Source organism: Phyllobacterium trifolii (genome assembly GCF_014192095.1).
GTDB classification, from domain to species: Bacteria; Pseudomonadota; Alphaproteobacteria; order Rhizobiales; family Rhizobiaceae; genus Phyllobacterium; species Phyllobacterium trifolii.
In genome coordinates this window covers 1-25601 of record NZ_JACHXN010000040.1, presented here as the reverse complement: position 1 = coordinate 25601, position 25601 = coordinate 1, and the positions used below count along the sequence as shown (strand labels likewise).

Annotated in this window: 24 protein-coding genes; 15 read left to right on the top strand and 9 right to left on the bottom strand. The window is 54.5% G+C overall.

The window, feature by feature from the left end:
- Positions 1-211: 211 nt before the first annotated feature.
- From FHS21_RS29350 to FHS21_RS29340, 3 genes are all read right to left on the bottom strand, one after another.
- Positions 212-1219: an aldo/keto reductase gene (locus FHS21_RS29350; RefSeq protein WP_112531374.1), complete on the bottom strand. Its 1008-nt coding sequence runs from the start codon at positions 1217-1219 to the stop codon at positions 212-214.
- A 74-nt stretch (positions 1220-1293) separates the two neighbouring features.
- The gene (locus FHS21_RS29345) at positions 1294-1506 is read right to left on the bottom strand and encodes a hypothetical protein (protein ID WP_112531373.1); all 213 of its coding nucleotides are present in this window, start codon (positions 1504-1506) and stop codon (positions 1294-1296) included.
- 69 nt (positions 1507-1575) lie between these two features.
- Positions 1576-2922, bottom strand: coding sequence for a Rieske 2Fe-2S domain-containing protein (locus FHS21_RS29340; protein ID WP_183665602.1), 1347 nt, complete (start codon positions 2920-2922; stop codon positions 1576-1578).
- Between the two features lie 194 nt (positions 2923-3116).
- Here FHS21_RS29340 and FHS21_RS29335 point away from each other — a divergent pair, with 194 nt between their 5' ends.
- The 4 genes from FHS21_RS29335 to FHS21_RS29320 all read left to right on the top strand — a co-directional run bounded on the left by FHS21_RS29335 (position 3117) and on the right by FHS21_RS29320 (position 6646).
- Positions 3117-3860 carry an IclR family transcriptional regulator gene (locus FHS21_RS29335; protein ID WP_112531371.1) on the top strand — a complete coding sequence of 248 codons (744 nt, stop codon included), beginning with the start codon at positions 3117-3119 and terminating at the stop codon, positions 3858-3860.
- Between the two features lie 64 nt (positions 3861-3924).
- Positions 3925-4872 carry a PDR/VanB family oxidoreductase gene (locus FHS21_RS29330; protein WP_210283674.1) on the top strand — a complete coding sequence of 316 codons (948 nt, stop codon included), beginning with the start codon at positions 3925-3927 and terminating at the stop codon, positions 4870-4872.
- Between the two features lie 92 nt (positions 4873-4964).
- Positions 4965-5663: a class II aldolase/adducin family protein gene (locus FHS21_RS29325; RefSeq protein ID WP_112531369.1), complete on the top strand. Its 699-nt coding sequence runs from the start codon at positions 4965-4967 to the stop codon at positions 5661-5663.
- Between the two features lie 20 nt (positions 5664-5683).
- Complete coding sequence (locus FHS21_RS29320) at positions 5684-6646, top strand: LysR family transcriptional regulator (RefSeq protein WP_312879960.1); 963 nt, start codon at positions 5684-5686, stop codon at positions 6644-6646.
- A 20-nt stretch (positions 6647-6666) separates the two neighbouring features.
- On the opposite strand, the gene FHS21_RS29315 is transcribed toward FHS21_RS29320, so the two are convergent.
- Positions 6667-7719 carry an ABC transporter substrate-binding protein gene (locus FHS21_RS29315; protein ID WP_210283673.1) on the bottom strand — a complete coding sequence of 351 codons (1053 nt, stop codon included), beginning with the start codon at positions 7717-7719 and terminating at the stop codon, positions 6667-6669.
- Positions 7720-8008: 289 nt separating this feature from the next.
- Between FHS21_RS29315 and FHS21_RS29310 the strand changes: the two genes are divergently transcribed.
- Genes FHS21_RS29310 through FHS21_RS29300 form a run of 3 tightly spaced genes read left to right on the top strand, consistent with a single transcriptional unit; the run spans position 8009 to position 11924 of the window.
- Positions 8009-9001 carry a substrate-binding domain-containing protein gene (locus tag FHS21_RS29310; protein ID WP_183665600.1) on the top strand — a complete coding sequence of 331 codons (993 nt, stop codon included), beginning with the start codon at positions 8009-8011 and terminating at the stop codon, positions 8999-9001.
- 55 nt (positions 9002-9056) lie between these two features.
- Positions 9057-10808: an ABC transporter permease gene (locus FHS21_RS29305; RefSeq protein WP_112531365.1), complete on the top strand. Its 1752-nt coding sequence runs from the start codon at positions 9057-9059 to the stop codon at positions 10806-10808.
- A gap of 18 nt (positions 10809-10826) precedes the next feature.
- Entirely contained in the window at positions 10827-11924 is a 1098-nt protein-coding gene (locus FHS21_RS29300; protein WP_112531364.1) for an ABC transporter ATP-binding protein, read from the top strand.
- A 41-nt stretch (positions 11925-11965) separates the two neighbouring features.
- Here FHS21_RS29300 and FHS21_RS29295 read toward each other — a convergent pair whose 3' ends face one another.
- On the bottom strand, positions 11966-12715 hold the full coding sequence (locus FHS21_RS29295; protein WP_183665598.1) for an IclR family transcriptional regulator: 750 nt from the start codon (positions 12713-12715) through the stop codon (positions 11966-11968).
- Positions 12716-12811: 96 nt separating this feature from the next.
- Positions 12812-14425: an FAD-dependent monooxygenase gene (locus tag FHS21_RS29290; protein WP_112531362.1), complete on the bottom strand. Its 1614-nt coding sequence runs from the start codon at positions 14423-14425 to the stop codon at positions 12812-12814.
- A gap of 265 nt (positions 14426-14690) precedes the next feature.
- Between FHS21_RS29290 and FHS21_RS29285 the strand changes: the two genes are divergently transcribed.
- The gene (locus FHS21_RS29285; RefSeq protein ID WP_183665596.1) at positions 14691-15680 is read left to right on the top strand and encodes an ABC transporter substrate-binding protein; all 990 of its coding nucleotides are present in this window, start codon (positions 14691-14693) and stop codon (positions 15678-15680) included.
- Positions 15681-15742: 62 nt separating this feature from the next.
- Here the strand turns inward: FHS21_RS29285 and FHS21_RS29280 are convergent, their stop codons facing one another.
- Positions 15743-16675 carry a LysR family transcriptional regulator gene (locus FHS21_RS29280; protein WP_112531360.1) on the bottom strand — a complete coding sequence of 311 codons (933 nt, stop codon included), beginning with the start codon at positions 16673-16675 and terminating at the stop codon, positions 15743-15745.
- Positions 16676-16782: 107 nt separating this feature from the next.
- On the opposite strand from FHS21_RS29280, the gene FHS21_RS29275 reads away from it, so the two are divergent.
- From FHS21_RS29275 to FHS21_RS29250, 6 genes are all read left to right on the top strand, one after another.
- Positions 16783-17796, top strand: a complete 1014-nt coding sequence (locus tag FHS21_RS29275; RefSeq protein ID WP_183665594.1) for an amidohydrolase family protein — start codon at positions 16783-16785, stop codon at positions 17794-17796.
- A 139-nt stretch (positions 17797-17935) separates the two neighbouring features.
- Positions 17936-18976, top strand: coding sequence for an ABC transporter substrate-binding protein (locus FHS21_RS29270; protein WP_210283672.1), 1041 nt, complete (start codon positions 17936-17938; stop codon positions 18974-18976).
- 37 nt (positions 18977-19013) lie between these two features.
- On the top strand, positions 19014-20066 hold the full coding sequence (locus tag FHS21_RS29265) for an ABC transporter substrate-binding protein (RefSeq protein WP_183665592.1): 1053 nt from the start codon (positions 19014-19016) through the stop codon (positions 20064-20066).
- A 2-nt stretch (positions 20067-20068) separates the two neighbouring features.
- Positions 20069-20920, top strand: coding sequence for an ABC transporter ATP-binding protein (locus tag FHS21_RS29260; RefSeq protein ID WP_112531357.1), 852 nt, complete (start codon positions 20069-20071; stop codon positions 20918-20920).
- Positions 20917-21723, top strand: coding sequence for an ABC transporter permease (locus FHS21_RS29255; protein ID WP_112531356.1), 807 nt, complete (start codon positions 20917-20919; stop codon positions 21721-21723). The genes FHS21_RS29260 and FHS21_RS29255 overlap by 4 nt, the downstream gene beginning before the upstream one ends.
- A 34-nt stretch (positions 21724-21757) precedes the next feature.
- Positions 21758-22522 (top strand): class II aldolase/adducin family protein, encoded by a 765-nt coding sequence (locus FHS21_RS29250; protein ID WP_162702012.1) that lies wholly within the window; start codon positions 21758-21760, stop codon positions 22520-22522.
- Positions 22523-22525: 3 nt separating this feature from the next.
- On the opposite strand, the gene FHS21_RS29245 is transcribed toward FHS21_RS29250, so the two are convergent.
- Both FHS21_RS29245 and FHS21_RS29240 read right to left on the bottom strand, forming a co-directional pair.
- Positions 22526-23026, bottom strand: a complete 501-nt coding sequence (locus FHS21_RS29245) for a gluconokinase (protein WP_183665590.1) — start codon at positions 23024-23026, stop codon at positions 22526-22528.
- Positions 23023-23790 carry an SDR family oxidoreductase gene (locus FHS21_RS29240; RefSeq protein WP_183665588.1) on the bottom strand — a complete coding sequence of 256 codons (768 nt, stop codon included), beginning with the start codon at positions 23788-23790 and terminating at the stop codon, positions 23023-23025. The genes FHS21_RS29245 and FHS21_RS29240 overlap by 4 nt, the downstream gene beginning before the upstream one ends.
- A 163-nt stretch (positions 23791-23953) precedes the next feature.
- Here FHS21_RS29240 and FHS21_RS29235 point away from each other — a divergent pair, with 163 nt between their 5' ends.
- The gene (locus FHS21_RS29235) at positions 23954-25387 is read left to right on the top strand and encodes an aldehyde dehydrogenase family protein (protein ID WP_183665586.1); all 1434 of its coding nucleotides are present in this window, start codon (positions 23954-23956) and stop codon (positions 25385-25387) included.
- Positions 25388-25601 lie beyond the last annotated feature (214 nt).

Below are 25601 nucleotides of genomic sequence, written 5' to 3'. Positions count from 1 at the left end.
CTGCTCGTCGCTGAAACGGGATCGCTTCATTTTCTGTCTCCTGGTGTGGAGAACAGACTAACCTCAAATCGAGGACATTCCAGGGGAGCAGGTCAAAATCATTCCCGGCTTCTCGGTCAACTCAGATCAAAACACAAAAACCCCGCATCAAGCGGGGTTTTTGCGTTTGTAGACGCCTCTCAGTCTCGGGCCGACATTTGCACTGGCCGAGTCAGTGGTGCCAGATGGTTTCGATGTCGGTAAGGAGATTGTGCGGCAAGGGTCCTGCGGTAGAAGCTGCAGCCGCTGCTGCCAGCTGTTCTGCTGAGGTGATTCCACCTAAAAGTGTCGTCACAGCCGTATTGCTGAGAATGAACCTGTAGGCGAGTTCGACGAGTTCGATATTTTCACGTGCAGCGAGCGCCTGAAATTCCCGCGCCTTGTGCAAGACACCTTTTGCTTCCAGCGCTTCGATATTTTTTGTGCGTGCAAGCGGATGTGTTTGTTGTCCGCGTAATATAGCATCCGTCAGAACGCCGCCGGCAAGTGGACTAAAGACGGCAACTGCGCAACCCGCAGCCTTGGCGACATTGATGACGTTGCCGTAATCGGGTTTAACGCCGATGCCGCTCGAATGGGGGTAACCGGCGCTCGGGTTCAGCAATGTGTAAGGTACATTAATCATGTGGAAGAGGCCGGTATCAAGGAGTTGACGCACCTCATCGATATCGTTGCCGCGACACACGAAACCCGCATGACGCGCCTTGCCCCGCCGGAGAATGGCGTCGACACCTTCCAGTACGCCGCCTTGCCGATGATAGTCTTCAGCATAAAGTGTGGCGTAGTATTTACCTTCCATGACAGGCTTTGCGGCGACGGGCCCATTATGAATCTGGACGATATCGATCGTGTCGCGTTTGAGCCGGCGCAAACTTTCTTCGACTGACCGTTCGATATGTCCAGCTATATCATCGAGATTCTCGGCGCGGATCTCGACCTTGGTGTTGATAACAGGATCGGCGTTAAGCTCTTTCAGTACGCGGCCGAGATTAACTTCAGCCGCACCTGCGCCATAGTCAGGTGCATTATCGAAGTAGCTGATGCCGCATTCCAGGCCTCGCTCGACAACGCGTAACTGCTCGGCATATTCACCACTCACCATGAGACCGGCATTGCCGCCACAACCAAAACCGATTTCGGATATGCTCAGATCGGTCGATCCGACGCGGCGCTGTTTCATGTGTTACTCCAGATATGCATCGACAGCTGGTGAGAACCATCAGCCGCCTCGGATTTCTGATATTGCGGAGAGATTCAACTCTCGATGACCCGCGCCGACTGGAGGCTGCCACCGGGTGTAATCTCGCACAGGACATGGCGGCTCTTCGAGACATCGATGCGCGCAATTATGTTTTGTCCCTCGACTGGCACCGACGGCGTCAAGGTGACCGACCTGACAGACATGGTCGGTACCTGGTCGATCAGATCCTTGAGGACAGCGTCGATGGCTTCGCGTGTAATTGGCATTTCAATCCTGCTCCAGCTCGAAAAGCCGCGCCGCCAATCTTCAAAGTATGGCGGCGCGGGCGGGACAGCCTAGGCGTGTTCGGTCACCGCTTGCCCGGCACGCTTTATCTCGTATTCCTCGATCTTGCGATGAAGATCCTTGACCGTTTCAATCAATGGTCCGTAACGGTCGGCATCATCATTGGCAAAGCCCTTGTGATAGTACTTGCGGAAGCCGTGTTTGATCAGCGTCTCGGGCTTGGAATAGTCGGGTGGTGAGCCGGTAGGGTGAATCATATCCGGGCTCTTCCAGAAGAAGTTCATCGGCTCCAATCCTTGTTCAACGCGCTTGATCTGCTCGTCGAGCTGACGGCGCAATACCACAATCGGAATGTCGGTACGGCCAAGCAGTTCCGTGGTCCGATCCGCTATCGGGCCTTGCGCAACCCAGACGATCGCATCCTGGGCAAGAACGTAGTCGAGGATCGGTTCACCCTTCTCGTCATGCGTCGGCGGAATATAATAAGGCACGACATCCTGTTTAGGAGCTTCCACTCCGGGTGGAGCCGAATAGGCCTGATAGCAGATGTGATATGTGTGCGTGTCATCGATAGGTACGCGGATCTGATATTCGCTGCGCGTCGCGCCGGTCTTGCCCGTCTGGGTGTAGAACGGGAAAATCACGGTTGAATGCTCCTGATCCTTGTCGGAATCCGCACCAAGCGCCTTGGAATAGCGGATGCCCTTGCGGAATCCATGCTCGGTTTGATTGGCATAGATTTCCTTGATCCCGACGCCCACACGTTTGCGTTGATGCAGCGTATGCATATTGTCGGAACTGCGGTCCTCGAGTTGCCCTTTCTTTTCCAGCACATATTCGAACATGTGACCATGCGCCCAGGCGCTATGGGTCGGGTCGCCGGTATTTTCCTGGCACTGCAGCCAGTTGCAGTCGATAATGTTTATGCCGATCTGGCGAATGGCATTTGGCCATACCAGCAAATCCCATCGGGGCAGGTCCGGGGCCGGAAGCGGACCCATATAGGCGAAGACCAGGCCGCCAAGTTCGCGCACCGGATAGCCCTTGAGCTTCTGTTTGATCTCGGCTTGTGGAGCGCCCTCCATTGGCCGTTCGACGCAGTTGCCAGTCTCATTGTAGAGCCAGCCATGGTAGGGGCAGCGCAATCCGCACTCGTCCGGAATGCCGAACTTCATATCGACATTGCGATGCAGACAGCGATCGCCGATCAAACCCAGATTGCCGCTCTTGTCCTTATACAGTGTGAGGTCTTCGCCAAGAATGCGTACTTTCTTGACCGGATTTTCCAGGAGTTCAGCAAAAGGCGCGATCGGCAGCCAGTAGCGCCGCATCAGTTCACCGCCTGGCGTTCCGGGACCAACGCTGGTCAGGCGTTCATTCTGTTCTTTCGTGAGCATTTTCTTCTCCCAAGTTTGCGGCAGCCGAGAGCCACTCCGTGTTGGCGCAACAAGTTCAGGTCCTGAACATTGCGTGCCGGACGGCGGGCCAGTTTCGAACCCTGTCTCTCCCAGTTTGTAATCATTATAAATGTTCTGTCAAGCGGATCACGTTCTGCTAGACAGAATACTGCTTAAATGCTAGGGTGATTGTCATGGATGGATCGAGCGATGAAATGGACGTTGGTAGGGAGCGCGTTGAAGCGGTCGAACGCGCTATCGTGCTGCTGCAATGTTTCGAAGAGCCGGGAGAAGCCCTGACGTTGTCGGTGCTTTCCCAGCGCTCGGGTCTGTACAAGAGCACGATCCTGCGATTGGCAGGTTCGCTTTTGCATACAGGCTTCATGGATAAGGGCGCGGATGGACGTTATTTGCTTGGGCCTGAATTGCGCCGGCTCGGCGAACTGAGCCGCTCGAAATTCACGCTTGAAGCGCTTATCAGGCCGGTGCTGCGTCATCTGACAACGATCACTCAGGAAACCGCGTCGTTTTACGTGCGTGACGGCGATGAACGTGTCTGCCTTTACAGGGAAAATTCTCCACGCAGCGCCCGCCATCACCTGGAAGAGGGAACTCGGCATCCGCTCGATCACGGCGCTGCCGGCGTGCTTCTGACCTGGTACGGTATGACGGCCGATTCCGAACGAGCGGTTGAGCTGCGAGAAACCGGTTCAATTGTATCGAAGGGGGGGCGCGATGAGGATCTTGCCGCGGTTGCGGTGCCGATCGTCAATCGGCATGGCGAATTGATAGGGTCCTTGTCCGTGTCTGGACTGATAAGCCGCTTTTCCGACGAGCGGATCAACTCGGCACGCAAGTTACTGAAAGAATCTGCAGAGGCGCTTAAACCGCGCCTGCCGCGCCTTGATGAAATCAATCTGCGACGATCTGACGGCTGACGCCGCAATTTGGCCGCCAACGACGGAAGGTGGGAGGACCACCGTCGGGATAAGGGAGAAGAAATTGGAAGCCGTTCCCACCAAAACGATTACAATGCGTCTGACCAGAATTCAGTATCTGGCGCATGAGACAAACCTCTACGAATTCGAGCCCATCGCTGGCGAGGCTATCCCTGCGGCCGGACCCGGAGCGCATATCGACATTCATTTGCCGAATGGGATGATCCGTCCCTATTCGCTCGTGCATTCGGGCACAGAAAATCGCTATACAATTGGAGTCAAACGGGATGCCGCTGGCCGCGGTGGTTCCGCTTGCCTTCATGATAGGGTCAAGGTTGGATCGGTTCTAACAATCGGTGTGCCACGCAATAATTTTCCGTTGGAGGAAACTGCGGATCATACTGTCCTCATCGCTGGGGGAATCGGTATTACCCCCATATGGTGCATGGCGCAGCGATTGAAGAAACTCGGTCGCAGTTTTGAATTGCACTATGCTTGCCGTGATCGTCGCGACGTTGCTTTTCTGGAGAAACTCGAAAAACTGTCCGAGGCCCGGATACACATCGATGCCGAAGCGGCGAACTTTCTTGATCTTGGCGCCATCATCGATCAAGCGCCTGCCAGTTCGCATCTCTATTGTTGTGGCCCGGCGCCTATGCTGGATGCTTTTGAGGCTAAGACGAGTGGCCTTGAGCCCGGCTATGTTCATCTGGAGCGCTTTGCTCCTGTCGAAGAAGTCTCACGCGAAGGGGGCTTTGTCGTCATACTCGAGAAATCGGGCCGGGAATTTGTGATTCCAGAGGGAAAATCGATCCTTGAGGTGCTGCGCGATGCCGGGCTGGATGTTGATTTTTCATGCGAGCAAGGCATCTGCGGCGCCTGCCAAGTACAGGTAGTTGACGGCGAGCCCGATCATCGCGACATGTTTCTCTCGGATGAAGAAAAAGCTGAAGGCGGCATGATGATCTGTTGCTCCGGCTCCAGGACGCCGCGTCTGACCCTGGCCCTTTAGTCGGTATTTCCATTAGCTGCACAACATGCCTGCTGCGTGAAAGCACTGCCCGAGGATCAAAATTCATACACACTTAAAACGGAGGATACTAAATGGCAGACCACCTGAAGCAACGACTGATCGAGGCAGGCCTCATCCTTGACGCACACGACCTCGGCGATTTTACACGTGGTCATGTCTCAGTGCGCGATCCATCGGACCCCTCGATATTCTTCATGAAGCCTCATAGCTTGGGGTTTGAAGAGATAACAATGGAGAACATCGTTGTCTGCAATCTGGAGGGTGAGAAAATCGGCGGCGGCGGGAAGCGGCACAGCGAAGTATTTATCCATTCGGAAATCTTCAAAATCCGGCCCGACCTCAATTCGGTCATTCACGCACATCCGAAATATGCGGTTGCCCTATCCTCGACGCGCAGGCCATGGCGGGCGTGCTCGCAGCCAAGTGCGAGCTTTGACGGTGTCGGTTACTATGAAGACACGATAGATTTGATACGGAGCCACGAGACTGGCCGGGGTGTCGCCGAGGCCCTTGGGGACTACAAGGCGGTGCTGATGCGCGGCCATGGCGTCGCAGTGGCCGGAAATTCTATTGAAGAAGCCGTGGTTCGTACGATAATGCTTGAGAATGCATGTGAAGATCAGGTCATTTTGCAGTCTCTGGGAGGAGATCTCGTAGAATTCGACAAAGACGATGTCGAGAGATTGTGCCGCACTCTGGACCGGCAAGAGCAATATATAGTGAATTTCGACTATCTTGCTCGAAAGGCAAAGCGCGGCTTGGCGGCTTAGAACTAGAATGAGGTGACGCTATCAATCTGAAACAGCTCAGTAATTTCATCAAGTCGGTTGAAACCGGCAATATGACGAAAGCTGCTGAACGGCTGAATGTCTCTCAAACCGCGCTTGGTCTGCAGATACGCAATCTCGAGACCATGCTCGGCGTTGAACTTCTTGTGCGCCATTCGCGCGGGATAACCACGACCGAGGCGGGTCGCCTGCTGTTCGATCGCGGCGTTGCAATCATGCGCCTGGTGGACGAGGCCAAGAGGGATGTGTCCGCGTTTCGCATGTCCGCTCTGGAAAATATCTCTATCGGCGTCACACCAAGCATCATGCGGCTTGTGGGAGCTGACTTCCTTGTCTCGGCCATGTCCGAACTCCCGGGCGTATCGGTGAGGCTGGTCGAGGAATTGAGCTTTGTGCTTGTCGACCTCCTGTTGCGTGATGAGATTGATCTTGCGCTTGCCTATGATGTCACCGAAAGCATCACCTCGATGCGGACCGCCCTGATGAAGGAAGATCTATTTTTCATCACTGCGCCCGGCAGCGCTTTCCCGCGTGGAGGAGTGAAGTTCAAAGATGCTGTGGCTTCGAATTTGGCACTTCCGAGCGACCGTGACAATGTTTGGCGTGCCGTTCACAGGGCAGCAAAGGTATCAACGGTACCCGTCAATGTGCGCTTCACCATCCAGTCGCTCGAGACGATCAAAACGCTGGTTGAAAGGGGCGTCGCGACCAGTATCGTTCCGTACGGTGTGGCTGCCGAGGAAATCGCAAGGGGTGCGATCGAGGCACACACGATCGAAGGACCGGAGTTGGTCCGGACGTTGTATCTGGCTGAATCACCAAATCGTATGGCGATTCAGCAGGAAGGCGCGCTACGCGATTTTATCGACATGCTGGTCGATACGCTCGCAGATCGCATAGGACCACATGCCACGGTTATTGGCCGTTGCGGCACTGCAGGGCAATCTTCGGCCGCGCTCGAATAGTCGAAAGCGGCCAATTTTTATCAGTCTGCCTCTCCGCGAACGACGATCTTCTGGTAAAGCGGTTCCCACTTCTTTGAGTTGTCGAGTTTCTCCGCCGGATCGGCAATCTTGAGCGCAATACCCTTCAAAGGTGATTCAACTTTCGTCGAGGTGGGGACGTAGTTCAATTGCTTCAGAATGGGCTGACCCTCCGTTAGCATATAGTCTTCAAAGAGTGCTGCTGCATTGGGGTGAGGGGCGGTCTTGATCACTCCGATTCCGTTTGCACGTGCGATGGCAGGCTCAAGTGCAAACCAGTCGATGGGAGCTCCCTCTTTCTTTGCCTGTTCAGGCATATAATTATAGAGGGTAAGTCCTATCGGCACTTCGCCCGCTGCGACAAGTGTGTTCAACAGCGAGTGACCCTTGCGAATTGACAAGCCGTTGCCGGCAACAAGATCGCGAAAATATTTCAGGCCTTTTTCTTCGCCCATATTCTGAACGACTGTCGTGAACCAGTCGATGTCTTCCACTTCAAAGCCGAGCTTGCCCTTCCACTTCGGGTCGAGAAGATCTTCATAGGTCTTTGGAAGTTCTTCCTTCTTGACGAGGTTGGTATTGTAACCCTGTACGAACACCGACAAAAGCGTGCTCACCCACTCCTTGTGCTCAGGTACCGTCCCTGGCAGCAGATCGGCAAAATAGGGAGATTCGACTGGCTGGAACATGCCCTCGCGGTGCAGTGCTTCCATTTCGGGTGCGCTGATGTGGACTGAATCAACTGTATTGCGGCCGGCCTTCTGTTCCTGGATCACCCGCTGCAACACCGTGTCGCCGCTCGCACGCCAAGGAACAACCTTGATGCCATATTTCTCCTCGAAGGGGCTGATCAGTGGTTGCAGGTCGTTCTGCGCAATTGACGTATAAAGCGTCAGCGTGCCTTCTGCTTTTGCGGCTTCGACGAGTTTGTCCTCGCGACCGGCGTCCTTGGAAACGAGCAAGGTATTGTCGGCTGCAAAAACTGGCACGCCAAATGCCGAAAGCGCGAAGGCTGCAGCACCCGCGAGCATTAATAGGCGGCGTTGTAAATTCATAATTTCCTCCTCCAAATTTCCCCACAAGCTAACCAACCGGCTCCTCCACTGGATAGTCGGCAGCTTGAATTTTATGACTGAATTTTCAGGGCGGTGTCGCTCAAGGCGAATATTTACCTGCCAGTCTTCCTGACTGTACACGCGACCGACGGCAGCTTGAACATCAAAAAGCTGCGAGCTCTCCCATGAAAAAACTCTTGGATAGAGAGAGTGTGTTGATCTACGCCAGCTAAAAAGCGGACTGGTGGCAACGTCGGCGTGAGCAACAGGAAACACGGTAGGAACTGGCATGAGCAATCTGCGTTTGACGATGGGCTGTTGGGATTACGATCGTACACGCAGTGTGATGGACGGGTCGATCCGTCCCGATGGTATCGATCTGACGTGCCTTAGCCTTCCCGTCGAAGAGACCTTCTTTCGTATGCTCCGTTACAAGGAGTTTGATGTCGCCGAGATGTCGCTTTCTTCCTACGTGGTTTCGCTGTTCAAGGAAGAGTGGCCGTTCATTGCCATCCCATTCTTTCCGTCGCGATTTTTCCGGCACTCTTCGATCTACGTTAACGCCAATTCCGGTATTCGCGAGCCGAAGGATCTCATCGGGAAGCGTGTGGGTTGTCCTGAGTATCAGATGACGGCGCCAGCCTGGATCCGGGGCATACTCTCTGACGAATTCGGTGTGCCGGTGGATAGCGTCACCTATCGGACGGGCGGCGAAGAATCGCCCAATCGCAGTGAAAAGCTGAAACTCTCGCTGCCGGATAATATCAAGGTCGAACCGATCGGCCCGGGGCAGACTCTTGCGGCCATGCTGCGAGACGGAGAGATCGATGCGCTTTATACGGCTCGAAAGCCCTCAACCTACGAGGGGAAAAACGGTACCGTGAAGCGCCTCTTCGACAACTATGTCAGTGTCGAACGCGAGTACTTTTCCCGTACCGGAATTTTCCCGATCATGCACACCTTTGTGATCAGACGTGAGGTATATGAGAAGAACCGCTGGGTTGCCCAATCCATCTTCAAAGCGCTCAATGCATCTCAACAAAAGACCTATCGCGATCTTCAGGAAACGGCGGCTCTAAAGACAATGTTACCCTGGGCTGTTGCTCACTATGAAGAGACTGAGAGCGAGATGGGTGCAGATTTCTGGCCCAATGGCTTCGAAAAGAACAAGAAGACCTTGGACGTCTTCCTCAGATATTCATACGAACAGGGCCTTTCGCGGCGTCAATTAAAGGCCGAGGAATTGTTCGCGCCTGAAACGCTCGAGGCTTTCGTGATTTGATCTAAATCGTAAAAAGAAGAGTCGTGCCAAACGACCGCATAAAAGGGAGGAACCAATGGCAGTAACGACACCGGACGGTAGCACCGTACATACCTCGCTTGGCCAAGGCTGGGGCCGTTCATTCGACATGAAATGGGTGATCATCGGATTATGCATTGTTGTCGTTGCCTGGCTTGCGCTCATTCCACTAGGATTCCTTATCTGGCAGAGCTTCGCGTCGACCTCCACGGCACAGGTTCCTGCCGTATTTACGCTAGAAAATTACGCCACGGCATTCGGCACCACCGATTCACTCGGGCTTATGTTCAACTCTTTAAAATTCGCGTTCGGGACGGCTGCATTCGCGTTGGTGCTCGGAACATTTTTTGCCTGGGTCAACGAGCGTACCAACACGCCCTTCAAATCTCTGTTCTTCGCAATGTCGATCGTTCCGCTGATCATCCCCGGCATTCTGTTCACCGTTTCCTGGATCATGCTGGCAAGCCCGCAGATCGGTATTTTCAACCAGATATTCAGGGATTGGTTCGGCCTGACGACACCGCTGTTCAACATCTATTCGCTTACGGGCATGATATGGGTGGATGGCCTGCATTATGCGCCGATCGCCTTTCTGCTGGTCACGGCAGCGTTTCGGTCGATGGATCCTTCACTTGAAGAGTCCGCCTTGATGAGCGGTGCTTCCGTCGTACAAGTGGCTTTCAAGATCACGCTGAAACTCGCTTGGCCGGCAATTCTTGCCGCGTTTCTCATTCTATTCGTCAGGGGCATCGAGTCGTTCGAAGTGCCCGCACTGCTTGGTTTGCCTGTCGGACTGCGCGTTTATACCTCTGCGATCTATGACGCAGTCCATAGCTATCCAAGCGACATCGGTCTTGCTTCCGCCTATGCGATGGCGCTGTTGTTGATCACGTCGCTTGGCATTTATTATCAGTCGCGACTGTCCAGCCAAGGTTCTAGGTTTTCCACCGTCACCGGCAAGGGATTTCGGCCACGCGTGTCGGATATTGGCCGCTGGCGTTACGCTACGGCGGGCATCTTCATTCTTTACTGCATCTTTGTAGTGGCCCTGCCATTTCTGGTGCTTTTCTGGGCCTCGCTGCAAAAATACTATGCGGCGCCGTCATGGGCGGCGTTGCACAATCTTTCCTTCGCCGCCTATGGCAAGGTACTGGCATATCCCGGCTTCTACGGTGTCGTGTGGAACAGCGCGAAGCTCGCTATCGGCGGCGCTACGGTTGTGATGCTTTTGACCTCGGTCATTTGCTGGATCACCATCAAGACAAAGATCCCCGGCCGCTGGGTACTCGACATGCTGGCGTCATTGCCGCTGGTGTTTCCCGGCATCGTCCTCGGCCTTTCGCTCATGATCTTTTATCTCAACTTCGATATCGGCATCTATGGCACGTTATGGATCATGCTGATGGCGTATGTGATCAAGTTCCTGCCTTATGGAATGCGCTATAACAGCACTTCGATGATCCAGATTCACAAGGAATTGGAAGAATCCGCAGCCATGAGTGGTGCCTCCTGGTTTACGATCTTCCGGCGGATCGTTCTTCCGCTATTGAAGCCGGGCCTGATGGCGGGCTGGATCTACATTATCGTCGTTTCGGTACGCGAATTGTCCAGCTCGATCCTGCTTTACAGCCCTGGCAATGAAGTTATCTCGATCATGATCTGGGAGTTCTGGCAGAACGGCCAGTACATCGAGCTGTCGGCCTTCGGCGTCATGATGATTACCGCGCTCTTTTGCTTCCTGATGGTCGTGCAAACGCTGTCGAAGCGCTTCGGCGTCAAGGACGTTTGATATAATTGGGAGGAAACCATGTTATCAGTTGAAAATCTAAGCACGACCTATCAGGCGCCGGGCGCCAAGCCCGTACTTGCTGCCAGCAATATAAATTTCTCTGTTCCAACCGGGCGGCTCTTTACTTTGCTTGGGCCAAGCGGTTGCGGCAAGACAACGACCTTGCGGTCAATTGCGGGGCTGGAGCGTCCTTCAAAGGGTGTGATCAAGGCCCATGATACGGTTGTCTATTCTTCGGCCGGCAATATCTTCGTAGCACCGAACCATCGGCAATTCGGCATGGTCTTCCAATCCTATGCCATCTGGCCACATATGACGGTCTTCCAGAATGCGGCTTTTCCGTTGCAAGTGCAGAAAAAACGCCTCTCCAGCAAGGATATCCGCGACAAGGTCATGAAAGTATTGGCCGCGGTGTCTCTCGATCACGTCGAGGAGCGGGAAGCAACACGATTGTCGGGAGGCCAGCAGCAGCGCCTAGCATTGGCTCGCGCACTTGTCATGGAACCAAGATTGCTGCTGCTCGATGAGCCCCTGTCGAATCTGGACGCCAAGCTACGTGACAAGATGCGGTTCGAGTTGAAAAAGATGCAGCGCGAGCTTGGTCTCACCACGATTTACGTAACGCACGATCAAAGCGAAGCACTGGCGCTTTCCCACGAAATCGCTGTCATGAATGAAGGCAAGATCGTCCAGATTGGATCGCCGCGCGATATTTACGAGCGCCCTGCAAATACTTTTGTCGCCGATTTCATTGGTACCACCAATTTTGTCGAGGGTATTGTACGTGGCGGGACGGACGATAGGCTGGTCGTAGACACTCGAATTGGCCAGCTCAATGTCAATGCACAACCTGGAGTTTCGATTGGCGCCAATGTATCGTTGTCGATACGACCGGAGGATGTGCATCTGTCCGACACCGCCCCGGCGCCGTCGTCAAACTCGCTGTTTGTCGGCACTGTCAGAGCCAAAGTATTTCTCGGCGAATGCCAGGATTTCAAGATCGATGTGAACGAAACACAACTTCTGGCGCGGGCTCACCCCTCGGTTCGTACGTTGGTCGGGGAGCAGATCCATATTGCGATAGATCCCGAGAAGTGCACACTTCTGGCAGCTTGAGCGATGGTTGAGGGCAATCGTCGCTACAGCGCGACTGCCTTCTAATTTTGTGCCACAGCGTTGGAAATTATACGCGAGCAAAGCACGACTTGTTCGGCTATCCGTTGCACCTTGTCCGGCGTCATCTGGGACTCGCGCACCGTGAGGCTGAGACTGCCGAGAACGTCATGTTCACCATCGAAGACGGGGGCCGCAATGCCCGCTACTCCCGGAGTAACTTCGCCCGTCGTCACAACCCAACCCTGCTGGCGATGCACTTTCAAGTTTGCTTTGACTTCAGCCAGCGATTTGCCGAAGCCCGCCGCATCAAATTCCTCTGGAATTCGATTGTAGAGCCTACTTAGCTGATACGCCGGAATATAGGCCAGGATCGCGACCGAGGCAGCGCCGAGAAGCAGCGGGCGGACGCGTCCACGATCGTAATTACTCTGCAAAGTTTCAGTGCCGCGTTCCTGATGGATACACAGGACATGTTCGCGGTACTTCCGGCATAGCAGGGCAATGCCTGAAAACTGGCTGGCAAGCTCATCCATGACCGGACGTGCTGCACGGATTAGCGGATCGCCCGACCTGATCTTGTAGTCGAGTTCAATGATGCGCGAGCCGAGCACATAACCAAGGCCGGGCAGGGAAGACAGGAGGCCGACGTCGGTCAGCGCTTTCAGATAACGATAGAGCGTGGAGCGAGTATAGCCGACGCGAGCGTGTATTTCATCGAAAGTCAGCGCCACGTAATTCTCGTCGCTGTCGAAGAGATCGAGAATTCCCAGCATACGCTCGTGACTCTGCAAAGATTTCTCCCTTATGCAGCGGAATCAGCCTTGTGGCTTACCAACAGCCGAGATTTAGACCGGGGTTAAAGGGAACACAACTCCATCAAATTGATGTCAATGTCCTGTGGCCAAGGCTGCCAAGCTTGCAATATCTTCTGGTAAGCGATTGCCACGCCATACGATGTGCATGTCTGGCCTCACCAGAATGAGATCGTATCCATAGATATCACGGGCTTTGCCGGCCGCTATATCGAGGATCTCAAACGGTGCGCCGAGCGATTTGAACTCTTGCTGCAGGGCGCTTGTTTCTGCCGAAGATTCGCCGAGCCGCAGCAGTGTGTAGCCTCGACCGATGCGATCCTGAACTGCGTCACCTTCACCAATCCAGATGTGTGGTAAACGAGCTCCGGGCCACGTGGTGGGGTTATACTCTCGGAAGAGATGCTCAGGGCCGCCGGGCTCATCCCATATGACGGGCGAACCGACATAGCGGTATCCAAGTTCAGCCCCGATCATTTCATTGGTCTTGCGCTGTTCGACGTCGGCAACACGGGTAAGGTTATCCCGTGTATGCTGGCCTTCCTGTGTGTCGTCAGCAATGTCCGGGCGATATTGCGAACGCCATTTACGGCGCCCTTGCGATGCGTAGCGCGATGCGCCGACGTTCCGGTCACCGATCTGCCGGCGTTCGATTTCGTAAGAACGCAGCAGGTTGGGACCGCCCCAGCCTTGAAGGGTCGCTGCGAGTTTCCAACCAAGATCGACAGCATCGCCGACACCGGTGTTCATGCCAAGGCCGCCGGTCGGGATGACAAGATGAGCCGAGTCGCCAGCAAGGAATATCCTTCCCGCACCATAGCGATCCGCGAGCAGGAGGTTTTGTTTCCACTGACCGACGTAAAGCATTTCGTAGTTGACCGGCACACCGACTGCCTTTTCGAACTGCTGCGCCATGTCTTCATCGCGTTCGACAACGGCATGCAATGTCCAATGCTTGGTGGAATCCTGCATGATAAGGAAGGTCGCCTGTCCGTCGGCGACATGATAATGACGGCCTTTCCCCGGACCGCCTGCGATTGGAATGCGATCATATAGGTCTTCGCTGTAATAGAGCGCCTGGCGCAGGTGCAGGAGATTACCTTCACCGCGCAGCTTGATTCCAAGCTGCTTGCGCACCGGGCTGGCTCCTCCGTCACAGCCAACGAGATATTTAGCGCGGATATGCTCGATGTTGCCGCTCAAATCGACAGTTTTTGCCGTCACACCCGCTTCGTCCTGTTCGCAGGATATGAATTCGAATCCATAGCGTACCGTCACTGACGGGAGAGTTTCGGCTACGGATTTCAGCAGAGGTTCGAGCGTGTATTGTGAGATGAGCTGATAGGCTTCGAGCGGCAAGCTGGCATCCGGACTTTTCGCTATCTGCTCAAGTGACTCCGCGACAGATGGATAAGGCAGCTGCAACAGCGGGGGCTTGTCCATCGCGAGAACGATGAACACGTCCATGGGTACATTGGCGTCCAGACCTGCTGCGCGTATCTTTTGCGAGAGACCCATCCTCCGGAAAATCTCCATCGTCCGTGCGTTGCATCGTTCCATTTTTGGCAGGAACTGAGGCGCTTCCTTCTGCTCAATGAGTGTACATTTGACGCCGCGCTGGCCGAGATCAATGGCCAAGGTAAGTCCGACCGGGCCGGCACCAACAATAAGGACATCTGTATCTGTCATGTCAGGTCACTCATGTTATCGCCGGAGCGTTCGTATGCGACCGGCGTGAATTGAACGGATAAGCGCCGGATGAAATCGCCACGCTGCTTCATCCTTCTTTTTTATCGTTAGGTGGAATTTCTAGTCAATCGCTAATTTACAAAAATCTCGTAATATGGGATAAAATTTGGAACTGCAAGGCGCGCAACCCGCACCCTGCTGAACCGATTCATAGATGACACCTGCTTGGAGCGGGTGATACAAATGCAGTTGCGGAGGATAAAGAGTGACAAAAAAGGTTGAGTTGACCCTGGCATGTGGTGACTATGAGATCGTCAGGGCGTTGCGGGAAGGTCAGGTCAAGCCGGATGGCATAGAACTGACGATATTAACGGAAATGGATTCGACGACGCGCCACTGGCGCTTTCTTCGCAATGGCGAATTCGATGTCGCAGAGGTTTCCCTTTCATCTTACATCGCCGCTCGCGGCCGCAATCTGCCGTTCAATGCAATCCCGGTCTTTCTTCACCGCCGCTTCCGGCACGGCTTTATCTTCGTCAACAGCAAGAGCGGCATTCGCGAACCGAAGGACCTGATTGGCAGGCGTGTGGGGGTCAAGAATTATCTGGTGACAGCAACGTTGTGGCTGCGTGGCATTCTCGAAAGTGAATATGGTGTACCTCACCAATCGATCGACTGGTTTGCCGAACTTGACGAGGATGTCGACTTTACACCGCCCGCAGGCCTGAAGTTGACGCGCCTGCCTGATGAAAAATCTGTCGAAACCATGCTTCTCGACGGTGAGATCGATGCATTGCTGCATCCGGATCTGATAGACGCCATCGTAGAGAAGGATCCGCGGGTAGGGCGTCTCTTCCCTGACTACAAGCAGGACGAGATCGCGTATTACAAAAGAACCGGCATTTTCCCGATCATGCACGTCATGGGAATACGACCGGAAATTGTCGAGCGCCACCCTTGGGTGCCTATCAACCTGTTTCAGGCCCTTAACGAGGCCAAGCGCCTTGCCATGCAGAGGATGGAAAATCCGCGTGTTGTGCCTCTGGCATGGTATCGCGAGGCTTGGGAGGAGCAGATTGACATTCTTGGTGACGATCCTTGGGCTTATGGCCTAGGCGAGCGCAACCGGCATAATCTGGAAACTGTCGTTGGCTATGCTCATCAGCAAGGTTTGATTGACCGTGAGATCCCCTTGGAGGAATTGTTCCTCGATGTCGGACAAGGACGAAAGCGCGGGGAGAAGTATCGGGTCTAATAGGGTCGAGGCCCCTGTTAAACCATCGCTCCTCTGTCCAGAATATTCTCATAATATGCGATTTATATTAGCGATAGGTCTGGATTTCGCCAGCCGAGTTCGCCGCCCTCAATAATTCGCATAACAAGCGGGCGGATCAGCGCTTCAAGCAAGTGGGCGGTGTTCGCGGACAATGATTGGTGAAGGACAAGCGCGACGGTGCGCTCCAGTTGAGGGTCCGTGATGCGGCGCGCCGTGACACGCTGTTCACGTATCTCATCCAGAAACAGGCCGTATGGCACGATGGTGCTGCGGCCGTGATGCATGATGATTTCGCGCTTCACATTGGCAGGTTCCACCTCGATCAAGTCTAGCTTGGTCTGCCGGCTTGTGGCGATCTCATCAATCAGCCGTCTGATCGGTCGGACCTTTCCGTCAAGTACCAAGGGAAACTCCGACAGCCTGTCGAATGGCACGGTGTTGTCGGTGTTGGACGCTACCCCGTTCGAGCCGACAAGGTAGAGGTATTCGTTATAGAGAGGAACGACGCGAATATGCGGTAGATCTGGCGGGTCGTAGCACAGCGCTGCATCCAGCTCTTCCCGTGTCATGGCATCGATGAGCTCGTCGCTCATCCCCTGCTGAACAACAATGTGCAGAACATCTCCGGCTCCCGTCGCCAGCGGCAACAGTTCTGGCAGCAGGGCACGGCCGGGTGTTGGTGCAACGCCCAATGAGATGCGCTTGCTGTTGGGTTTGCCAAAATGCGCGACAGAGCGCTCTGCTTCCGCGAAGGCCTCCAATGCCCTGGTTCCAGTTTCAATCAGGGTGCGCCCTGCTTCCGTGGTGCGCACGCCACGAGAGTGCCGTTGGAGCAAGATCACGCAGAGTTCATCCTCGAGAAGCTTCAATTGATATCCGAGCGCAGGTTGGGACACGTTGAGAATTCGGGCCGCCGCAGTGAAACTGCCGAGGCGTGCGACCGTGATAAAGTACCGAAGCTGACGAAGATTCATGCTGTTTCCCGAGCTATAAGCGTTACTTATAACACGCTTAAGCAAACGGTATTAGTCCCTAACCAACAGAGTTTCTAGTGTGACTCCACCATATCGAGGAGTTTCCTATGCAATACATCGACGCGTTCAATCATTTCTTCCCGAAAGCTCTTTGGGAGCGCATTCAGTCCCTTGAGGGCGCTGGCAAGGACATCGGCAAGCGGATGCAAGGCGTCCCATGCATCTATGATCTCGATACGCGTTTCCGGGTAATGGACGAATTCGAAAATTATACGCAGATCATTTCACTCGGAATGCCACCGCTGGAAGCGATGGGTGATGGCCAGACGGCATTGGATCTCGCCCGGATTGGCAATGATGGCCAAGCCGAACTCGTCAGCAAATATCCTGATCGCTTCGCAGGCTTTGTCGCTGCATTGCCGATGGATACTCCGGAGGCCGCCGCCCGCGAAGCAGAACGTTCGTTTACGGAACTCGGCGCAAACGGTGTACAGATACATTCCAACGTCAACGGCGCGCCGCTCGACGAGGAACGCTTTTTCCAGATTTTTGAAGTCTGCGCGAAACACGGCAAACCGGTCTTGCTGCATCCTTCACGTAACGCTTCAATGCCGGACTACGCGACAGAGACCAAGTCGAAATATGAGATCTGGTGGACATTTGGCTGGCCTTACGAGACCAGTGCGGCGATGGCTCGTCTGGTATTTTCCGGCCTCATGGACCGTCTGCCCGAGCTCAAGGTCGTAGCCCATCACATGGGAGCGATGGTGCCATTTTTTGAAGGCCGCGTTGGGCCCGGTTGGGACCAGCTCGGCAAGCGGACAAGTGACGAGGATCTTACGCTTGTGCTCAAGCGTCTGAAGAAACGTCCTCTGGACTATTTCAAGGACTTCTACGCCGATACCGCCGTTTTCGGCTCCAAGGCCGCGACGCTCTGTGGCTTGGAATTTTATGGAAGCGATCGCGTCCTCTTCGCCTCGGATTCGCCCTTCGATCCCGAAAAAGGTCCGGGTTATATCCGCGATACGCTGCGGATTCTCAATTCGCTGGATCTCAGCAAGGAGGATATGGAGAAAATCTGCTTCCGCAACGCCCAGGCGCTGTTTGACCTCAAGGGCTAGATATAAGTTTTACTTATACGACTCTACCAAAAACTCTATTTGTGGCCATCTACCGGCGTCTCTAAGCTGGCCACAATAACCCGCCTTCGCTGGTCAAGCGAGGCAGAAGGTTAAATTGCAGACAGGAGGAGACCGGGTGTTGAGATCATGGATACGTATCTTCTATTCACTGGCACTGGCCGGCGGACTGATGACCAATTCCGCGCAGTCGTATGCAGCCGACAGCGTATCCATCGGCCTTACGAATGCGAGCAGCGACATTGCGCTATTCATTGCTGACGCCAAGGGTTTCTTCAAGGAGGAGGATATCACTCCAAATTTTGTGGCTTTTGATTCCGCGGCAAAGATGATCGCACCTTTGGGTGCGGGGCAGCTCGATGTCGGTGGTGGAGCGGCGTCCTCGGGTCTCTACAACGCCATCGAGCGCGGCGTCGGTCTGAAGATAGTCGCGGACAAGGCACGCAATGCACCCGGTTTCGGCTTTCAATCGTTCCTCGTACGCAAGGCACTCGTCGATGATGGGTCTGTGAAAACCATCGCCGATCTCAAGGGGCGCAAAGTTGCAACCGTTGCGCAGGCCAGCAGTGATGCATCCGTTTTGAACGAGGGACTGAAAAGTGCCGGCCTCGGATATGGCGACGTGGACAAGGTTTATCTGGGCTTTCCTCAGCAGTTCGTCGCATATCAAAACGGCGCTATCGATGCGAGCATAACAACCGAGCCTACCGTATCGGCAATTCTGGCCGCTGGAACCGCGGTACAATTGACGAGCAATGACACGTTTTATCCGAACGCTCAAACTGCAGTTATTCTTTACGGGCAGGCGTTCGCAGAGGGTAAACCAGACGTCGCCAAGCGCTTCATGAAGGCTTACGTCCAAGCTATTCGCTACTACAATGACGCGTTGGCCAACGGTAAAATCGCCGGCAAGAACGGCGAAGACGTTGTTGCCATCATGGCGAAATATTCCACCGTCAAGGATCCTGCCGTTATCCGGAAAATGACGGCCCATGCCGTCGATCCAAATGGGTCTGTCAATGTCGATAGCTTGAAGAAGGATTGGACATTCTTCAAGGAGCAAAAACAGATCAACGGCAACGTCCAAGTCGATCAAGTGGTCGATCTAAGCTTCGTGAATGAGGCTGCCAGCGAACTTGGTCCCTACAAGGCGGCTCACTGAGATCGAGTTCGCGACATTGGGGATGGGAGGTTTCAAAATGATTGAAAAAGTTAACCGCACTATCTTGCTCGTTTGCTCATTGCTGATCATGTTCTCCACGACCAGCGCAGCCCGGGCGGCTGACGTTGTCAAAGTGGGCACCGTTGCCTCAACGGGCGAGTTCATCCTGAATGTTGCGCAGGGTAAGGGATATTTCGAGGAGGAGGGCATCGAGCCCGCCTATACCTTTTTCGACTCGGCAGCTAAAGCCATCGCCCCTCTCGGCACCGGGCAAATCGATGTCGCCGGCGGGGCTGTGTCGGCTGGGCTTTTCAATGCAATAGAGCGTGATATAGCGATAGGGATCATCGCTGACCGTACTTCGGTTGCCCCTGGTTTCGGGTTCCATGGCATCGTGGTGCGAAAAGATCTTGCGGGCACCGAGGTCAAGTCGATCGCTGATCTGAAGGGACGGAAAATCGCAATTGTCGCCCGCGGCAGCAGCACGGAATCCATCCTCAACGAAGCAATGAAGAGTGCTGGTCTGGCGTACAAGGACGTGGAGGTCGTGTATCTACCTTTCCCGCAGCAAGCGGCCGCGCTGGCAAGCAAGGCGGTGGATGCCGTGATAGCGACCGAGCCCTACCTCACTCCAATGCTGAACCAGAATCTCGGCGTCTTGTTGGCCTCGACCGACACATATTATCCCAATGCCCAAATCGGCGAGCTGATGTTCAGCGAAAACTTTGCCAGCACGCGCAAGGATGTCGGTGTGCGATTTGCCAAGGCGTATATCCGGGCGATTCGTGATTTCCGAAGCGCTTTCGGTCCTGAGGGGCGCCTCGATGGCCCGGGGTCCGATGAGATCGTAGCCTTGATCATGAAATATTCCGGCACAAAGGATGAAAAGCTCTTGCGGAGTATCAAACTTCCTGCGGTGAACATCGATGGCCGGGTCAATAGCGAGAGCATCCAGAAGGATTGGCAGTTCTTCAAAGATCAAGGCCTGATCAAAGGGGGCGTTACCCCTGACAAGATCATCGACAATTCATTCGTCGAAGAGGCGCTTAAGGAACTCGGACCAGCGCAAAAGAACCCAGGGTGGGAATAAGGATGAATCAAGCATTGGCCAAGAAAACGACTGTACGAGACGATGTTGCAACGGAGTCTCGAGAACGGCCTGCAATCCGGATCAAAGGCCTGAGTAAAAGGTTCGGGTCTTTCACGGCCGTAGACAATGTCACTATCGATATTGCTCGCGGAGAGTTCTTTATGATCGTCGGTCCGTCGGGTTGCGGGAAGACAACCTTGCTGCGGATCCTGGCTGGTCTTGAAGCACCAACCGACGGCAGCATCGACGTGAGTGTCGAGGCTGGATCGCAGCGGCCAGTCAACTCGATGGTTTTTCAAGGCGATTCGATCTTTCCGTGGATGACAGTGTGGGACAACGCCGCCTACGGATTGAAGATGCGCCGGGCGCCGCAAGCCCAGATCAAGGAGGTCGTTGGTCACTACCTGGACCGGACTGGATTGTTGAAATTTGCGGACGCCTATCCGCATCAACTTTCAGGCGGGATGAAACAGCGTGTTTCCATAGCGCGTGCTTTCGCCAATGATCCTGAGATATTGCTCATGGACGAGCCATTTTCGGCTTTGGACGCGCAGAATAAATTACTGCTTCAGGAAGAATTGCTGCGCATCTGGGAAGAGAACAAAAAGACCGTTCTTTTCATCACCCATGACGTGGATGAGGCGGTGAAGCTTGGAGACCGCATCATGGTTATGACCGCGCAACCAGGGCGCGTCAAAACGGTGGTTCCGGTGTCACTTCCGCGTCCGCGTGATGTTCTGGAACTTCAACAAAACCCCGAATTCGGCAAACTGGTGCATCAGATCTGGTCAAGCCTGCGTGATGAAGTTCAACGGGCACGCGAACTCGATGAAGCAAAGGGAGTGCGAAAATGAGCGCTCATATCGAAGCAGAGACCGTCCGTCCCGTCCGTTCCTGGAAACTCAGCGAAAATACCCGCGATCGTCTTATCAGTATCGCGTCGCCAATTCTTCTCCTGCTGGTATGGGAGATTGCAGCACGCACAGGATTGATCGACACGCGCTTCTTTCCAGCACCCTCCAGCATCTTTGAAACGCTTGTCACGCTGAGCAGTACCGGCGAGCTTTGGCAGCACACGGCTGCCAGCCTGCAACGACTGTTTATCGGCTTTCTGGTGGGTGGCATACCCGCGCTTATTCTCGGAATAATCATGGGTCTCAGCCGCCCGGTACGCGCTGTGTTCGATCCCTTGATTTCCGCTACTTATCCAATTCCGAAAAGTTCCATTTTACCGCTAGCACTGCTGATCTTCGGGCTGGGCGAGGGCTCCAAAATATTCATGGTAGCCATAGGCGTGTTCTTTCCCGTTGCGATCAATGCAACCGCCGGTGTGCGCGAGATCAACAAGATTTATCTGGATGTCGGACGTAATTTCAAGGCTAGCCGTTGGGATACGTTCCGGACAATTGCGTTACCAGGAGCGCTGCCTGTGATCATGACCGGAATAAAGCTCGGCGTTGGCATGGGCTTGGTTCTGATTGCAATCGCAGAAATGATGGGTGCAAAAAGCGGCCTCGGCTACATGATCTGGGCGGCCTGGGAAACGTTCTCCGTCGAACAGATGTATGTCGGTCTCTTCGTGATCGCGATCATCGGTTTCGTTTTGACATTGGTGCTTAACGAGATCGAAAAACGTCTCGTCCCCTGGAAGCGCTAAGTCGCCCGCCCACAGCATGGAAGAAGGAAAGATCATGGATCGGCACGCCCTTATCGAGGAACTGGTCACAGCGAACCATATTCTCGCAAATGAGAATGTATTGGATTCGTTTGGTCATGTGAGCATCCGGAATCCTGATCATCCCGACCGCTTTTTTCTGTCGCGAGCGCGAGCGCCAGCAATCATCGAAGCCGCGGACATCATGGAGTTCACGCTTGAAGGAGTGAGCGTTGGAGCTGAACCCGGCAAACCATACTCCGAGCGCTTTATTCACGCAGGCATCTACGAAGCCCGGCCTGAGATCAATGCTGTTGTGCATAACCACAGTCCCAGCGTTATACCCTTTACGGTGACGAGCAAGAAACTTCGCCCGCTCATGCATATGTGTGCGCCCATCGGCGATGACATTCCAACATGGGACATTCGAACCAAGTTCGGCGATTGCACCAATCTTCTGGTGACCGACCTTGCAATGGGGCGCGATCTTGCGGCCTGTCTCGGCGATCGGACCGTGACGCTTATGAGGGGGCATGGCAGCACCGTGGCTGCCCCTTCCCTTCGCGAGGTCGTGTTCACCTCCGTTTACATGGAACTCAACGCGGACATGCAGATGAAGGCCATGGCCATGGGGGATGTGGATTATCTCTCCGAGGGCGAGATTGCTGCAATCAAGCGCGGAAGGGCAGGGTACACATTTGAGCGGGGTTGGGAGAACTGGTGCAACCGTGTCGGGCGACCCTATGTCCCAGGCAGCCGGGAATTCGGTGAGGGCTTTTCACGCACTGATCCGCGTGGTTGATTGTTACCAATGTTGTGTTCCCACCCAATCGACGCTCGCTGATACAATCTCATCGACTGGATGCTCAACGTTCTGTCGCAACACAAATGGCTCTCCCGTTGGAGGTTCGAGTGTTGCGAGTTGGCTGTCAAGCATGGACAGGGGCATGAAGTGCCCCGTTCGCTTGCTCATATGATCGCGCAAGACCTCTAAACTTCCATCGAGAAAGATGAAGCCGAGTGGCCCGCCCGCTTCCTGCCTTAGCCGGTCTCGATAAGATTTTTTCAGGGCTGAACAGGAAACAACAACACCTTTTTGGGCCTTCGCCAATTCTGCGCCGATCTTGTCTAGCCACGGCCAGCGGTCTTCGTCGGTGAGCGGAACACCCGATGCCATTTTCTCTACATTGGCTGGAGGATGCAGCGTATCACCCTCGACAAATGGCAACTCCAGGGCGGCCGCTATGGCACGTCCGACGGAGGATTTGCCGGAACCGCTGACTCCCATGACGACAAGCCGGATCATAGCGACGCTGTGATTCCGCCGTCGACATGGATAATTTGGCCATTGACGAACGAAGAAGCGTTACTGGCGAGAAATACGGCCGCACCGATCAGTTCCTCGACATTGCCCCAACGTCCGGATGGCGTGCGCTTCTCCAGCCAGGATGAAAAGTCGGGATTGTCGACCAGCGCCTGATTGAGCGGCGTCTTGAAATAGCCCGGTGCGATCGCATTGACTTGCAGACCGTACTTTGCCCAGTCAGTGCACATGCCACGGGTGAGATTGCGGACTGCGCCCTTCGTTGCGGTATAGGGAGCGATGGAGGGACGGGCAAGTTCGCTTTGTACCGAAGCAATGTTGATGATCTTGCCTCGTCCGCGCTTGATCATATGCTTTGCGACGCTTTGGCCCGCGTAAAAGACGCTTGAGATATTGGTCTGCAGCAATAGCTGCCACTTGTCCTCAGGGAAGTCTTCAAGCGGTGCTCTGAACTGCATCCCTGCATTATTGACAAGAATATCAATCGCACCGATTTCGGCCTCGATCTTGTCGACACCCGCCTTGACCACTCGCAGATCAGTGACGTCGAAGTCAGAACCATGGACGGTGTAGCCATCCTCTCTTAGCTCAGCGACCGCTGCGTCCACTTTTGCCCTGTCCCGACCATTTATTACCACCGCAGCCCCATGCGCCGCCAATCCTTTGGCAAGCGCAAGACCGATGCCTTGGCTAGATCCCGTGATGAGAGCCAGTCGTCCCTCGAGGTTAAACAGCGGATAGGGCATAGCATTCGTTCCTTGAAGTTCGATCGATCAGCATCAGTTTATCCGCAAATTCGATCCGTTCGAGCTTGTTTGCGGATATCAAAAAAGCGAGAGGCGGGAATTTCGCGTTGAATCACTCTAGTCCTATGGTATTGGTTCGGCCAAACAGAGCGAGAGAAAAATCATGACATTGCACCAGAATCTGATCAACGGCGAATGGGCCGGTGGCGACGCCATTCCCAATATCAATCCGTCGAACACCAATGACGTTGTTGGTCAATACGCACGCGCCACAGCCGAAAATACTCTGAACGCAATCGCAGCTGCAAAGGCGGCTTTCCCGGCATGGTCGCGCTCCGGCATTCTCGAGCGCCACGCCATTCTCCGCAAGACAGCTGACGAGATTACAGCGCGCAAGGATGAGCTTGGCAGATTGCTGTCACGCGAGGAAGGCAAGACCTTGCCGGAGGGCATCGGCGAGACGCTCCGCGCCGCCCAAATATTCGATTTCTTCGCGGGCGAAGTCTTGCGGCTCGCCGGTGAAGTGCTTCCGAGTGCCCGCCCGAACATCGGCGTTGAAATAACACGCGAGCCGGTGGGTGTAGTCGGCATCATCACACCATGGAATTTTCCGATTGCCATCCCTGCCTGGAAAATCGCTCCGGCACTCGCATACGGCAACACGGTGGTTTTCAAACCTGCCGAACTTGTGCCAGGCTGTTCTTGGGCAATCGTCGATATCCTGCATCGCGCCGGGCTGCCAAAAGGTGTACTCAACCTCGTAATGGGCAAGGGTTCGGTTGTTGGCCAGACAATTCTCGACAGTGCGGACGTCAACGCCATTACATTCACCGGATCGGTGGGCACCGGCAAGCGGGTTGCTGCGGCATCGGTTGAGCATATGCGCAAATTCCAGCTGGAGATGGGTGGCAAGAATCCGTTTGTGGTTCTGGATGATGCCGATTTGACTGTTGCTGTGGAAGCGGCGGTCAACAGCGGCTTCTTCTCGACCGGCCAGCGGTGCACCGCTTCGTCGCGCATCATTGTCACCGAGGGGATCCATGACCGGTTCGTTGCGGCGATGACCGAACGCCTGAAGAGCGTCGTAGTCGACGATGCCTTGAAGGCGGGCACGCATATTGGCCCTGTTGTCGATGCGAGCCAGCTCAAGCAGGATGAAGACTATATCGCCATTGGTCAGAAAGAGGGTGCAAAGCTCGCTTTTGGCGGTGAGCGGTTGACCCGCGATAATCCCGGTTTCTATCTGCAGCCGGCGCTTTTTACCGAAGCTACCAATCAGATGCGTATTTCGCGCGAGGAGATATTCGGCCCAGTGGCCAGTGTGATCCGCGTCAAGGACTATGAGGAGGCACTGCATACGGCTAATGACACGCCGTTCGGGCTGTCCTCGGGTATTGCCACGACCAGCCTGAAATATGCAACGCATTTCAAGCGGAATGCCGAGGCTGGAATGGTCATGGTGAACCTGCCAACAGCAGGCGTCGATTTCCATGTGCCCTTTGGCGGACGCAAGGGATCAAGTTATGGTCCCCGGGAGCAGGGCAAATATGCTGCGGAGTTCTATACGATCGTAAAGACGGCCTACACGCTGGCCTAACAGATCTGACCCAAACATTGATTGCTTGTCACGGGCGCTGCGTCGTTGCAGCGCCCGTATTCGTTGGTTCCGGCACCTCACTCGAAAGGTTTATCCCCAGGTTGGGTTGTTAGATTTGTGAAGTTTGGAATTTTTGTGATTTGGTGTGTTGACAGGTTTGTTAGGTGGGGTCTATATACCGGCACAACGAGGGCGGGGCGCCGCTGGCGGTTGC